The organism is Clostridium sp. UBA5712 (genome assembly GCF_002419845.1).
GTDB lineage: Bacteria > Bacillota > Clostridia > Clostridiales > Clostridiaceae > Clostridium_J > Clostridium_J sulfidigenes.
This window is the reverse complement of the sequence record NZ_DIGW01000010.1, coordinates 359,019-373,429: the sequence shown is the minus strand read 5'-3', so window position 1 is coordinate 373,429 and position 14,411 is coordinate 359,019. Positions and strand designations below refer to the sequence as shown.

10 protein-coding genes and 1 riboswitch are annotated in these 14,411 nt (G+C 29.6%); all 10 genes read left to right on the top strand.

Translation table 11 applies throughout. The annotated features are described in order from the left end of the window. The first annotated feature begins 306 nt into the window (after window positions 1-306). The 10 genes from B3B03_RS05675 to B3B03_RS05630 all read left to right on the top strand — a co-directional run bounded on the left by B3B03_RS05675 (window position 307) and on the right by B3B03_RS05630 (window position 14,398). Window positions 307-2,382, top strand: a complete 2,076-nt coding sequence (locus B3B03_RS05675) for a methyl-accepting chemotaxis protein (protein ID WP_346847747.1) — start codon at window positions 307-309, stop codon at window positions 2,380-2,382. Between the two features lie 129 nt (window positions 2,383-2,511). Further along, a riboswitch (cobalamin riboswitch) is annotated at window positions 2,512-2,682 on the top strand. A gap of 213 nt (window positions 2,683-2,895) precedes the next feature. Continuing rightward, on the top strand, window positions 2,896-3,885 hold the full coding sequence (locus B3B03_RS05670; RefSeq protein ID WP_346847746.1) for an iron ABC transporter permease: 990 nt from the start codon (window positions 2,896-2,898) through the stop codon (window positions 3,883-3,885). Beyond that, window positions 3,885-4,679 (top strand): ABC transporter ATP-binding protein, encoded by a 795-nt coding sequence (locus tag B3B03_RS05665; RefSeq protein WP_346876677.1) that lies wholly within the window; start codon window positions 3,885-3,887, stop codon window positions 4,677-4,679. The genes B3B03_RS05670 and B3B03_RS05665 overlap by 1 nt, the downstream gene beginning before the upstream one ends. A gap of 29 nt (window positions 4,680-4,708) precedes the next feature. Further along, window positions 4,709-5,743, top strand: coding sequence for an ABC transporter substrate-binding protein (locus tag B3B03_RS05660; protein WP_346876676.1), 1,035 nt, complete (start codon window positions 4,709-4,711; stop codon window positions 5,741-5,743). 534 nt (window positions 5,744-6,277) lie between these two features. Beyond that, the gene (locus tag B3B03_RS05655) at window positions 6,278-7,654 is read left to right on the top strand and encodes a sodium-dependent transporter (protein ID WP_346876675.1); all 1,377 of its coding nucleotides are present in this window, start codon (window positions 6,278-6,280) and stop codon (window positions 7,652-7,654) included. 109 nt (window positions 7,655-7,763) lie between these two features. After that, complete coding sequence (locus B3B03_RS05650; RefSeq protein WP_346876674.1) at window positions 7,764-8,315, top strand: 5-formyltetrahydrofolate cyclo-ligase; 552 nt, start codon at window positions 7,764-7,766, stop codon at window positions 8,313-8,315. An 88-nt stretch (window positions 8,316-8,403) separates the two neighbouring features. Next, window positions 8,404-10,182: a peptidoglycan-binding protein gene (locus B3B03_RS05645; protein ID WP_346876673.1), complete on the top strand. Its 1,779-nt coding sequence runs from the start codon at window positions 8,404-8,406 to the stop codon at window positions 10,180-10,182. A 164-nt stretch (window positions 10,183-10,346) separates the two neighbouring features. Then, window positions 10,347-11,192: a C39 family peptidase gene (locus B3B03_RS05640; RefSeq protein ID WP_346847740.1), complete on the top strand. Its 846-nt coding sequence runs from the start codon at window positions 10,347-10,349 to the stop codon at window positions 11,190-11,192. 220 nt (window positions 11,193-11,412) lie between these two features. Continuing rightward, entirely contained in the window at window positions 11,413-12,111 is a 699-nt protein-coding gene (locus B3B03_RS05635) for a response regulator (protein ID WP_150845957.1), read from the top strand. Next, on the top strand, window positions 12,086-14,398 hold the full coding sequence (locus tag B3B03_RS05630; protein WP_346847739.1) for a HAMP domain-containing sensor histidine kinase: 2,313 nt from the start codon (window positions 12,086-12,088) through the stop codon (window positions 14,396-14,398). The genes B3B03_RS05635 and B3B03_RS05630 overlap by 26 nt, the downstream gene beginning before the upstream one ends. Window positions 14,399-14,411 lie beyond the last annotated feature (13 nt).

The following is a 14,411-nucleotide window of genomic DNA, read 5'->3' as shown; positions in this document are numbered from 1 at the left end:
ATTTTTAAGATTTTAATAGGAGTAAATGGTATAGTAAGGTTAACATAATGAATTATATGAAGTATCATAGGAAGATGAAAACTAAAAAAATATATTTAAATTAACATTTAATAACAAAATATTATTACAAAAAATAGTATAAAATAGCTTATATATATTTTATACTATTTTTTGTATGTGAAAATAAAATCAATTTAATGAAATAACAAGAAATATTAAGCTTATACTATTTTAATATATTAATTGATACGATAAATAAAATAATATATTGTAAAATATAAGCTAAAAATGAGGGAGGCTGAAATTATGAAGTTTAAGGGTGTGAAGGTTAAAGGTATAAAAATTAAAAGTATTAAGGTAAAGATGATTTTGTTACTTATGCCTGTAATAATAGCTTCTATGGTTGTACTGGCATATATGAGTTATTCAAGTGCGAAAAAGATAATAAATAGTGAGCTCGAAATAAACATGAATAGTAAACTAAATGAAAAGTCGCAAGAAATTGAAAAGAGTTTGGAGAGGCATCAGAAAATATCTGAAAGTTTAGCTAAAGTGGCTGAGAATTCTGTATCATCGCTGACTGAAGAAAATTATAAAGGTGTGTTGGAAAGCTTAATTGACACAAATGATGAAACTTTTGGAGCTGGTGTTTGGTTTGAACCATTTAAATATAAGAAAGATATTCAGCTATTTGGACCTTATGCATACAAGTTAAACGGTAAAGGTACTTATACAGATGAATATAGTAAGACAGATTATAAAACAGGTGATTGGTATAAAATAGGACAAGACACTGATAAGAGTGTTGAATGGTCATCACCTTATTATGATGATGTAGCGAAAGTTTCTATGATAACTGCTACATGTCCAATGTACGATTCAAATAATAATTTTATAGGAGTTACCACAGCAGATATAGATTTATCTACTTTACAAAATAATATAAAAAATATGCAAATCGGTAAAGAAGGAAGGGCATTTTTAATAGATAAAAGTGGTTTATATGTTGCAGATGTAGATGAATCTAAAATTATGAAAACTAATATAAAAGATGATGAAAATTCTACATTGTCAGTCTTAGGTGAAAAAATGTTAACTGATAAGAATGGTCAAGGAACATTTACAGATGATAAAGGAATTCAAAAGGTTTATTATAGCACCGTAGAAGGTACAGAGTGGATTATTGCTGTATGTATTCCTGAGGAAGAAGTATATCTTCAAATTAATTCACTAAGAAATAAAATAAGTATAATAATAGTAGTTGCAATTGTAATAGTAGTATTATTTATATTATTTTTTGCTAATTATATAGGAAAGAACATTAAAAAGGTTAATGCTTTTGCTATGAAGATTGCAAATGGAGATTTAACAGAAAAACTAGAATTAAAAAGCAATGATGAGCTTGGTGAAATGAGTAAGTATCTGAATAAGATGACAGAAAACATTCATTCTATCGTAAAAATTATAATGGAGAATTCGGAAAATATAAGTGCATCTGCGGAAGAACTTTCAGCAACTGTTGAGGAATTGGCAGCTAAAACTGTAAATGTTAACGAGGCTGTTAATACTATTGCAGGTGGTATGCAGGAGTCAAGTGCTGCTACAGAGGAGATAACTGCATCTGTTGAAGAAGTGGATTCAAGTGTGAATATATTATCTTCAAAGGCCATGGAAGGAAGCAATAATGCAAGTGATTCTAAAGTGAGAGCCAGCAAGGTAAAGGAGAATAGCAAAGAGATTAAAAAGATAGCAAAAGAACTATACATTCAAAAGGAAGCTAATATGAAGAAGGTTATAGAAGAAAGTTCTGTAATAGATAGCATTAGGGTTATGACAGATACAATATCATCTATAGCTGATCAAACTAACCTACTAGCTTTAAATGCTGCTATCGAAGCTGCAAGAGCAGGAGAACAAGGACGTGGGTTTGCAGTAGTTGCAGAAGAAGTAAGAAAACTTGCAGAACAATCTTCTGGTGCTGTAGTAGAAATACAAAAAACTATAGAGTCAGTAAAACAAATATTTAATAAAAGTATAGAAACGGGAAATGACATATTAAAATTCATTGATGTAGATATAATGAAAACTTATGACGAATATGAAGAGACAGGTAATCAATATCATTTTGATTCTGATTTTGTAAGCAATATGTCAGAAGAAATAGCAGCTATGTCACAGGAAATTACAGCTACAGTGGGACAAGTAAGCGAAGCCATTCAAAATATGGCTGAGTCTGCTCAAGAATCTAGTGAAAAAGCAGAGACTATAAAAGAAAATATGGATGAAACCACAAAAGCTATAGAGCAAGTAGCTCAAACGGCACAAAGCCAAGCAGAACTGGCACAACAATTAAATGAAGTGGTTCAGCAATTTAAAATATAAGGTATAAGTTATACTTATTAATAAAGGGAGAATTCCAGTATAAAATGGGATTTCTCTCTTTATTTTTAAAATATGTAATACGGGTTATTACATTGACTTTATATTTATATAAACGTATAATAATAATATGTTAATAATGGAAATATGGGTGCATTTATGTTAAAAGGGAAGCTAGGTGAAAATCCTACGCAGAGCCGCTACTGTAATTGTCCTATACACAAAGCATATGCCACTGAGTTACTTGGGAAGGCGTTTTGTGTGGACATAAGTCAGGAAACCTGCCTATGTTAGTTGTACAATACTCTTCGTATCTAAGGGTGTGCAAAAATAGAGATTATCGGTGAGGGTATTCTTATCTTATCACCGACTAAATTTGCGTTGTCATAACTAATTTGATGTGCTTTTTATTTCCATACCATATTTGGTATGGATTTTTTATTTGTAGAAATATAATATTAACTGTATTTTGAAAAATGTGTATACCTAATTGAATATTTAAGGTAAGGAGGGTTTATGAGAATTAAGAATAGAAATAAATATATTATCTTGGTCATCTTATTAGTGATTTTTATAATTAGTCTATTTTTAAGTGTTGGCATGGGAGCTATAAATGTTAGCCCTAAAGAAATAATTCAAGCTCTTACAATTAAAAAGGGAACGGCAAATTATCATATTATTTGGAATATACGGTTACCAAGAACTATTGTTTCTGTATTAGTAGGGGCTTCCTTGTCTTTATCAGGTGCAATTATTCAAGGAGTTATGAGAAATTCATTAGCTAGTCCAAGCATAATTGGGGTATCTTCAGGTGCTGGATTTACAGCGCTTTTAATTCTAATTTTATTTCCTCAATATTATCATCTGGTTCCCTTAGGAGCATTTGTAGGGGCTTTTATAGTAACCATGCTTATTTATGGATTAGCTTGGAAAGATGGATTGTTGCCCAATAGGCTAATTTTAGCAGGGGTTGCAGTGAATTCTTTATTAGGTGCAGGAAATAATGCTTTACTAACCTTTTTCCCTGATAGAGTTTCGGGAGTTATAAATTTTATGGTTGGAGGACTTAATGGAGTTACTTGGGCAGATGTACATAGTGTATTACCTTATGTAATAGTGGGAGTAATAATTGCTTTAATGTTACCTGACAAGCTTAACATTCTTGTTTTAGGAGATGAAGTTGCTACTGGGTTAGGTGTTAATGTAGAAAGACTAAGATTTATATTTATAATTTTATCTTCATTACTTGCAGGTAGTGCAGTAAGTGTAGTAGGCTTATTAGGTTTTGTGGGCTTAATTGTACCACATATTACTAGATTGATTATTGGAGCTGATTACCGATTTTTGTTTCCAGCAGCAGTTTTATTAGGAGCTATTGTTGTGCTTATATGTGATTTGCTTGCAAGAACATTATTTTCTCCTATTGAAATACCAGTAGGAATAATAATGTCTGTATTGGGTGCACCTTTCTTCTTATATTTACTTAGATCAAGGGGGGCTAAATAATGATTGCCTTAGAAGCAAAAAAAATTAATGTGAGTTATAGTAAAAAGAAAATTATTGATAATTTAGATTTTGAAGTTAAAAAAGGTGAAATAGTAACAATTATTGGTCCTAATGGCTCAGGGAAGTCTACCCTTATAAAAGCTCTGTCTAGATTTATAAAGGTAACTAGTGGTGAAGTAGAGTTATATAGTAAGAATATTTATAAGTTTAATACCAAGAAAATTGCACAGGAGATGGCAATATTACCTCAAGTTAGAAATATTAATATGGATGTAACCGTTGAGAATTTGGTGTCTTATGGAAGGCAGCCCCATTTGAAATTTGGGACAAGAATAAATAAGGATGATGAGAAAATAATAAAGTGGGCAATGGAAAAGACAAAGATATACAATTTAAAAGATAGATATGTATCTACACTTTCGGGTGGAGAGAGACAAAGAGCGTGGATTTCAATGGCTTTGGCGCAAAAACCTAGTATTTTAGTGTTGGATGAACCTACAACTTTTTTAGATATATCATATCAATTAGAAGTTCTTGAAACGGTTAAAGAATTAAATGAATCTTTAAATCTTACTGTTGTTATGGTACTGCATGATTTGAACCAAGCAATTAGATATTCAGATAAAATTTATGTTTTAAAAAAAGGAAAGGTTTGTAACTTTGGAAAGCCTAATGATGTAATAACTTCAGAATTAGTAAAAGAGGTATTTGCCATTGATGCTAATATTTATCATGATGGAATAAATGATTGTTCATATATAATTCCACAAAAATTGTGTGATTTAAGTATATAAGAAAAATAAATAAAATGGAGGAATAAATGATGAAAAAGTTTAAAATTATGTCACTAGTTATTGCTATAACTATGACTATGGCTTTATTAGTAGGATGTGGAGGTAAAGCTACTAATAAAGAAAATAATGGAGCAACAGATACTAATAAGAAAGGGGAACAAGTTGCAGCTGATTCATTTGAAAGTTATGGTATAAAGGATAATGGGGATAGTATAACTTTTATTGACAGTAGAGATAAAGAAGTAACAATCAAAAAAAATCCTACAAAAGTTGTTTGTGCTTATAATTCTTATTTAGATCTTTGGTATAAATTGGGCGGAAAGGTTGTTGGTCGTGTAGAAGAATCAGATGAGAAATCTGTTCCAGAAAGTAAAGATGCAACAGTTGTAGGAACGGCAGGTGCACCTAGTGCTGAGGCTATTATTTCTTTACAGCCTGATTTGGTAATCCTTTCTAATGGGTTTTCTGCTCATGTAGAATTAGCAACGGTTTTAGAACAAAGTAATATACCAGTTTTATGTATGGGAATTGATAATATAGATGATTATATTAAGGTGGTTAGAATTTATACAGCACTTTTAGAAAGAGAAGATAGCTATAAAAAATATGCCACAGATATAAAAGGTGAAATTGAAGAGATGATTTCCAAGGTTCCTCAAGGTGAAAAATCTAGAGTAATGTTAATGATGAGTACGGTAAGAGGAATAAAAATTAAAGGTTCTGATAGTGCCACAGGTGAAATTTTGAAAGATTTAGGTGCTGATATTATTGGTGATGGTATTGTACAAGGTAAAAGTTCTGTAGATTTTAGCATGGAAGTATTGTTAAAGGAAGACCCTGATTTTATATTTGTTACAGAAATGGGATCTGATACGGAAAAGATAAAGGAAAAGAGAATTGAAGACTTAGAAAAAAATGAAGTGTGGTCTTCTTTAAGAGCTGTTAAAGAAGGAAAATACATCGTATTACCAAAGGATTTATACACATATAAACCTAATGATAGATATGTGGAAGCTTATAATATAATAGCTGAATATTTATATCCTAAAGTGTTTAAAAAATAAAGTAATATTTAGTTAAATAGAAAAACAGGTGATAGTCTCATCTGTTTTTTATTTGCTAAAAAAGATGAAAAGCTTTAAATTAAAAAATTGAAAGAAAACGACAAAATTTTGTTGAAATTTATAATTATTTTATATATAATTTTAAATTAAATACTTCTATATGTTAATAAAGTATAAATAGAAGTTCTTATATTCATTGTTATTTAAAATATAGGATATTGCTATATACTGAAAATTTTTAAAGGGACATTATAGAGTTTTAATGGTATTGCAATATATTGTTAATAAAGTGTCAAAAACGATTTAACAATATATTTTATGGTGATTTCAAAATATAATTAATGTCTGGAAAGCCCTTAAATATAAGGATTTACATTTATGCGGCTATAGAGAATATGATAGCTATAAGCAAAACAATGAATATAGATAAAATTTCTATTCAATTATCTGAAAATTTGTATTATAATAATTATAAAATATATTCTATAATTAAATATATTTTAAACAATTATCAAATTTGATAGGGGGAAAGTTATGGATAAAAATACGAGTAACAGAGGACAATGGGCATCTAATATAGGTTTTATATTAGCAGCAGCAGGTTCAGCGGTAGGTTTGGGGAATATATGGAAGTTTCCGTATTTAGCAGGTGCCAATGGAGGAGGAGCTTTTGTTGTTATTTACTTAGTTATGATTGTAATCATTGGATTTGTAATTATGCTAGGTGAGATGGCAATAGGACGTAATACTCATTTAAGTTCAGTAGGAGCATACAAAAAGTTAAGTGAAAAGTGGGCCTTTGTAGGTTTTATTGGAGTAGTTGTGGGATTTTGCATACTAGCATTTTATAGTGTTATAGGTGGCTGGGTACTAAATTATATAGGTAAGTATTTAATTGGAGGAATATCAGGAGCAGAAGCAGGAAATTATTTTAATGGATTCATAGCAAGTACTACTCAACCTATAGTATGGCATTTAGTATTTATGGTTCTTTGTTGTGTAATAGTATTGAAAGGAATAGCTGGAGGTATCGAAAAAGCAAGTAAATTTATGATGCCAGCACTATTTATATTATTAGTTATAATTGCTATTAGATCAGTAACTTTAGATGGAGCAATGGAAGGAATAAAGTTTTTTATAAAACCAGATTTTTCGAAGGTTACAATTGGAACAGTTATGGCAGCTTTAGGACAGGCATTCTTTTCATTAAGCTTAGGAATGGGGGCAATAATTACTTATGGTAGTTATTTGGGAAACACAGAAAACTTAGAAAAGAATGCAGTAATTATACCAGCTATAGATACAGCAGTAGCTCTTCTTGCTGGATTTGCGGTGTTACCAGCAGTGTTTGCCTTTGGATTTGAGCCGGGAGCTGGACCAAGCCTCATGTTTATAACGTTACCTTCAGTATTTGATTCAATGCCTTTTGGACAATTTTTTGGTATTTTATTTTTCATATTAATTTTGTTTGCAGCATTAACATCAGCCATATCGTTGCTTGAAGTTGTAGTAGCATTTGTAATTGATACTTTTAAAATAGAAAGAAAGAAGGCTACTATAATAATATCAACAATTTTATTTTTTATAGGAATACCTTGTTCCTTGGCCAATGGACCAGTTATGAAAGATGTATTAATATTTGGATACAATTTCTTTGACTTTATGAGTTTCTTAGCTGAAAATCTACTTATGCCACTAGGAGGACTTCTAATGTGTATATTCATAGGCTATGTATGGGGTGTTGATAATATCTCAGATGAGATTAGTTGCAATGGTAAATATAGATTTAGAAGTAAACAATTCTTTGTAATAATGATAAAATATATTGCACCAGTTTTAATATTCATTATATGGTTAAATGCCATAGGAGTATTACCATATATATTAAAAATATTTGGAATAACATTATAATAAATTTAAAGGAATACTACTAAACAATATTATTGTTTTGAGTATTCCTTTATTTAATGTATTATAAAATATATAAAGATATTAATCGGAAGAAAGGAGTAGATTACTAATGAATATAAAAGAAGAAAAAATGCAACTTCGTAATGAAATTATGAAACGTATTGCTGAATTATCAAAGGATTATACTTTAGAAGCGGATAAGAAAATTTATGAAAAAGTAATAAATCTTAAGGAGTATAAAGAAGCAAAGGTTATATTTTGTTTTGTAAGTACAGAAGATGAAATTAATACAAGAAATATCATTGAGAATGCATTAGAAAGTGGTAAAAGAGTTGGAGTTCCAAAATGTATAGGTAAGGGGATTATGGAGGTACATGAAATTAAGGGCTATAAATCTTTAAAGGATGGAAAGTATGGGATATTAGAACCTAAGGATGAATGTCCATTAATTAGGTCAGAAGAAATAGATTTTGCTATAATACCTTGTGTTTCTTGTAATAAAGAAGGGTATCGTTTAGGTTATGGAGGAGGATTTTATGATCGTTACTTAGAACATGCTACCTTTACTACAGCTGTTATATGTAGAGAAAATATTACTTGTGACTATATTCCTTATGATGAACATGATGTGAAAATTCATAAAGTGATTACAGATAGATAAATTAAGATAATTATATTTTGGAATTTTACTAACATAAATAGCTTTTCTCCATATAATAACTATGGATAATATTTTTTAGGAGAAAATTATGGGAAGAGGTTTTATAAAAGTAGAACTCTTTACTGCAAGAGAGGTGGTACCTGTTTCAGGCGGAAATATATTTATTTTAAAAAGTACTTCAGTAGATTTTGATAAAGGGAATATATTAACTACAGATTCTAGCGGAATAACGAAAATATTAGAAGTAGATACACCAGATATTGAACTATCAAAAAATAAAGATTCTGATCAAATACCATATTCAGTATATGATTTATATGTTAGGGCTCCTGGATATAAGGATGCAGTAGTAGAAGGGGTTCAAGTTTTTTCTAATGAAGTATCAATACAACAAGTAGAAATGATACCTACTACTAAGGAAAGAGAATTCTTAGAGGAACTAGAGCATAATTATATTCCACCACATCAGTTGATAGAGGAGATGCCTAGGGTTCAGGTAGATGAGAAAGAGCCAATTTTTCAAAGCAAGGTGTTGATAAGACCATATATTCCGGAATTCATAACAGTACATTTGGGTGCACCATCATCCTATGCAGAAAATGTTACTGTAAGATTTCCAGAGTATATAAAGAATGTGGCATCTAGTGAAATATATCCTACTTGGCCAGAGCATGCTATAAGAGCCAATATATATTGTCAAATTTCCTTTGCATTAAATAGAGTATATACAGAGTGGTATAGAAATAAGGGGTATAACTTTCACATAACTAACTCTACAGCCTATGATCAATACTTTATTAAGGGAAGAAATATTTTTGAGAATATTAGTAGAATTGTAGATGATATATTTAATGAATATATTACTAGAGAAGGTTATATGGAACCACTATTGGCACAATATTGTAATGGCACAACTGTAACTTGTAAAGGGTTATCACAATGGGATACTGTAAAACTTGCTACAGATGGATATGAAACTATGGAGATACTAAAAAATTACTATGGTGATAATATTGAACTAACAAAAACTAATGATATAAGAGGTATAGAGGAATCCTTTGGTGGAACTCCGTTAAAGCTTAATACTACAGGAAGTGATGTAGAAACAATTCAAAGACAAATAAATAGAATTTCTAATAATTATCCAGCAATACCTAAAATAGAACCTGTAGATGGAGTGTTTGGATCAGAGACAGAATCATCTGTAAAGGCATTCCAAAGAATATTTAATTTATATGCAGATGGAATCGTTGGAAAATCAACTTGGTATAAAATATCAGGAATTTATGTAGGAGTTAAAAGATTAGCAGAATTAGAGTCAGAAGGAGAAAAATTAGAAAGTGCAGGTGAGTATCCTGGATATTTATTAAAGCAAGGCTCCACAGGTGATGCTGTATCTCAAATGCAATATTTCTTAAATTTTGTATCTCAATATTATAAAGAAGTGCCTCCAATTAATGGAGATAGTATTTTTGGTGTAAGTACCTTAGATTCAGTAATACAATTTCAAAAGAAATTTGGATTAGATGTAGATGGAATAGTTGGAAAGCAAACTTGGAATAAAATATACTCTGTATATAAAGATATAATTAATGGAAGTAATAAGCCAGAAGGAGATGGATATGAGTATCCAGGATATATATTAAAACAAGGTTCTAGAGGAAATGTCATAAGTAAATTACAAACCTACTTAAGCGCTATAGCAGATAAGTATCCCTCTATAAAAAATATAAATGTGGATGGGATTTTTGGAAAGGCAACAAATCAAGCAGTTATAGATTTTCAAAGGTGCTTTGAATTGAATTCTGATGGTATAGTTGGGCCATTAACTTGGGAGAAGATTGTACAAGTATATCAAGATATTTAAATTAGGAACAATATGATAATAAGATAAAGCTTATTCTATGGATTTAAATTCTATAGGATAAGCTTTTAATTGTATATAATTTACAATTTGTTTAATTATTTGTTCTGTTTTACATAGTATACTATATTTAACAAATAAATCCTTTGGAAAGAAGGTAAAATCCATTGAAGATTACAAAAAGAGTAAGAGATAAGGATAAAAACTATTCAATAAAAGGGAAATCAATAAGTCTAAGAACAGTATTATTTTTTACATTATGCATTTTGACAGTATATATGTCAGCTATTTTAAATTCCTATACACCAGAGCAGATATCACTATGGAGTTATAAGAAACTAAATAATGAATTAAAAACTCACAAAATTAATGAACAATCTAATAAAAGTTACAAGCTTATCTCTGTACCCTATATAAGTCAAGCTGGAGAATATCCAACAGGGTGTGAGGTTGTAAGTACATCTATGATACTAAAATATTATGGATATAATATATCTGTTGATGAGTTTATAGATGATTATTTAGAGAGCTCATTTTTAGAAGAAGTTAATGGAGATTTATATGGTCCTAATCCTAATGAAGCTTTTGTTGGAGACCCAAGAAGTGTATATAGTTATGGATGTTATGCCCCTGTAATTGTTAATTCATTAAATAAAATCTTAGGAAAAGAGCACTGCGTAAAAAATACCACAGGAAGTGGGTTTAATGAACTTATAGAAAATTATATAGATAAAGAAATACCTGTGTTAGTTTGGACAAGCCTTAATTTACTTCCTACTGAATCAGGTGCAGAATGGTATTTGCGAGAATCAGGGGAGAAGTTTCAGTGGATAAGTAATGAGCATTGTATGGTATTTGTAGGTTATGATAAAGATAAATATTATTTTAATGATCCCTATGAAGGTAATGGTGTAGTTGGCTATGATAAGAAGTTAGTTGAAAAAAGATTTAAGGAATTGGGAGACCAATCGATAGTTATTTTAAATAATAAATTAATGAATGAAATATATTAACATAAACATGGAGCTTATACTTTAAGAATATTAAAGTATAGGCTCTATATTTTATAAAAGTTAATGAATTATGTTTCATAGCTACCATTCTTATTATGTGAACATATTGTAAGAATTTCTTAAGGTTTATATAAACAATTATTTAATATTTCAAGGGTAATATAGAAGTATAGCTTGAGAGAAGTCATGGTATAATTAATATGAAGTGGAGGGGAGTACAATGAATTACAATATATTAGTAGTTGATGATGATAAAGAAATAGTAGATGCCATTGAAATATATCTCTCAAACGAAGGATTAAAAATATATAGAGCTTGTGATGGAATTGAAGCTTTAGAAACTTTAGTAGATAAGGAAATACATCTTATCTTGATGGATATAATGATGCCAAGGATGGATGGAATTAGAGCAACTCTTAAAATTAGAGAAGAAAAAAATATTCCAATAATTCTTATCTCTGCAAAGTCAGAGGACACGGATAAAATCTTAGGCTTAAATATGGGAGCAGATGATTATATAACAAAACCTTTTAATCCTTTGGAGTTAATTGCAAGGGTTAAATCACAACTTAGAAGATATGTGACCTTGGGTAATTTTAACAAAGAAGAAGAAAAGGAAGTTTTAAAAAGTGGTGGATTAGAACTAAACACTAAAAATAAGGAAGTATTTGTTGATGGTGAAAGTATAAAACTAACACCTATAGAATTTAAAATTTTGGAATTATTGCTTAAGAATAAAGGAAGAGTATTTTCCATGGAAGAAATATACGAAAGAGTTTGGAATGAAACTAGCTACAATGTAGATAATACTGTAGCTGTGCATATAAGAAGGATTAGAGAAAAAATTGAAATTAATCCAAAGGAACCAAAATATTTAAAGGTGGTGTGGGGAATTGGATACAAAATCGACAAGTGTTGATGAAAAGGATAGAGAGTATGAAGAAATGGTAAAAGACTGTAGAAGAATAAAAATAGCAAAGACTATAGCTATTATAATAACTGTAGTAATGGTCTCCATATCCCTAATTTCTTTTAAAGATATTAGAGTTAATAGTGGTATTTTTGATGAAAGAAGTCTGTATGGAAGTAAATTTTTAGGAAGTGAAATCAACTCTTTTACAGAAAAGATTCTTGAAGTAATGGAACTTTATAAAACAGAAGATTATATTAAGGAAATAAAAAATTTAACCCAGGAAGAAATTCAATGGAAAAAAGAAATTATAAGAAAGAAGATTCAAGAAGAGTATGATAATGAGCGAAGTAAGTTACATGAAAAATACACTAACAATTGGGATGAAGAGAAGGTTAACAAAGAGGAAGAAGCTATCTATAAAAGCATAGAGGAAAAGTACAATTATAGTGATGAAGAACTAAAAAAGTTAATAGTTGAAGAGAAGTTGGTGAATTATAATAGGTATATTAAGACTTTGGACAGTTATGCAAATTTAAGGTACATTGCCTATGATAAAGCTAATGACATATGGCTTACCAACTATAAACCAGGTAAGGATGCCATTGCAGAGTTAAAGAAAAATAGTGGCTATTTTTCGGAATATCATATTTCTAGCGGAGTAGAAAATAAAAATATATTTATTAATGGAGAACTTATTAAAGACAAGGAAGTAAATGAATATGGTAACTACAGGGAAGGTTATGGAGCTACTGTAGTAGTTAAACATAGTTATAATGAGAATGGTAATAGTTATACTAATGAAGAGAGCTTTAGAGTAAAGGGAGATTTGGATATATATGTAGCAGTCCCAAGTAAACTAGTAGCTGGAGATAGCATATATAATACCTATGAAAAATTTCTGCAAGCTAATTCTATTGTAGATACAGAAATAGGCATTTTGGTAGCCTCCTTATTTGGGGTAGTAATTATGATTTTTGTCCTTAAGAAGTTTAGATATAAGCCATGCTATTCAAATAGAATAGTAGAAAAATTGAAAAATATGCCTTTAGAATTTAAGTTATTAGGTATATTAATGGGATGGATATCTTATCATATGTTTTTTACACATAATTGGAGTAATGAATATAGATACACCATCAATATTAATAATATAATGGTGGTAACACTAATTTTGATAGCTTATTACTTAATTATCAAAGCTTTACTTCAAAATTATAAGGAGAATACACTTCTTAAGGATAGTTATGGAGTAAAACTTTATAATCATTTATGTATAGCTATGGAAAAAGGTACTTTAGGAAGAAAATTAGTATTGGTTATAGGTGTATATGTAGCTATTTGTACTAGTGTATCTTTAATATTAATGGTTATAGTAGGAGCAGTAGGAGCAGTTATTGCCCTTGGCTTTGATATAGTTGCTACAGCAATTGTTATATATAAATTAGTGAAAGAGTTTGCTTATTTAAATAAAATAACTAATGGTGCTAAGCTTATTTCAGAAGGAAAAATTAATGATGATATATCAGAAGAGGGTAAGGGAGCATTAAGAGATCTTGCCCATAGTATAAACAATATGAAGCAAGGACTTAGAAAATCTATAGAAAATGAAAATAAAAGTGAGAAAATGAAAACAGAGCTTATTTCAAATGTATCTCATGATCTTAAAACTCCATTAACATCAATTATTAATTATGTAGATTTACTTAAAAGAATGGGCATTGAACCAGAAGAAGCAAGAGCCTATGTAGAAGTTTTAGATAGAAAATCTCAAAGATTAAAGATATTAATAGAAGACTTATTTGAGGCTTCAAAGGCTGCCAGTGGAGCTATGCAGTTAAATTTTGAAAAAATAGAGTTAAATGCTTTAATAAAGCAGACGTTAGGAGAAGCAGAGAATAGAATTAAAGAAGCAAATTTAGATTTTAAAACCAATATACCATCAGAAAAAATATATATTAATGCTGATGGGAGAAAAATTTGGAGAGTATTTGAAAACCTAATTTCTAATGCTATAAAATATTCCCTAAAAAGCACTAGAGTTTATGTGGATGTAAAATCTGAAAATGGTAAGGTATATATAACAATGAAAAATATATCAGCCTATGAATTAAACTTTGACGCTAGTGAGATTACAGAAAGATTTAAAAGAGGAGAAGAATCAAGGAATACAGAAGGTTCAGGCTTAGGTTTAGCCATTGCAAAAAGCATAATAGAACTTCATGACGGAGCTTTAGAAATAGGTATAGATGGGGATTTGTTTAAGGTGACTGTTGAGTTTAATATTTATGAATAATACATTCTAAAAA

Bases quoted from the DNA above. Each gene is read 5' to 3' on its own strand.
- B3B03_RS05675 (WP_346847747.1), top strand. From the start codon at position 307: ATGAAGTTTAAGGGTGTGAAGGTTAAAGGTATAAAAATTAAAAGTATT.
- B3B03_RS05670 (WP_346847746.1), top strand. From the start codon at position 2,896: ATGAGAATTAAGAATAGAAATAAATATATTATCTTGGTCATCTTATTA.
- B3B03_RS05665 (WP_346876677.1), top strand. From the start codon at position 3,885: ATGATTGCCTTAGAAGCAAAAAAAATTAATGTGAGTTATAGTAAAAAG.
- B3B03_RS05660 (WP_346876676.1), top strand. From the start codon at position 4,709: ATGAAAAAGTTTAAAATTATGTCACTAGTTATTGCTATAACTATGACT.
- B3B03_RS05655 (WP_346876675.1), top strand. From the start codon at position 6,278: ATGGATAAAAATACGAGTAACAGAGGACAATGGGCATCTAATATAGGT.
- B3B03_RS05650 (WP_346876674.1), top strand. From the start codon at position 7,764: ATGAATATAAAAGAAGAAAAAATGCAACTTCGTAATGAAATTATGAAA.
- B3B03_RS05645 (WP_346876673.1), top strand. From the start codon at position 8,404: ATGGGAAGAGGTTTTATAAAAGTAGAACTCTTTACTGCAAGAGAGGTG.
- B3B03_RS05635 (WP_150845957.1), top strand. From the start codon at position 11,413: ATGAATTACAATATATTAGTAGTTGATGATGATAAAGAAATAGTAGAT.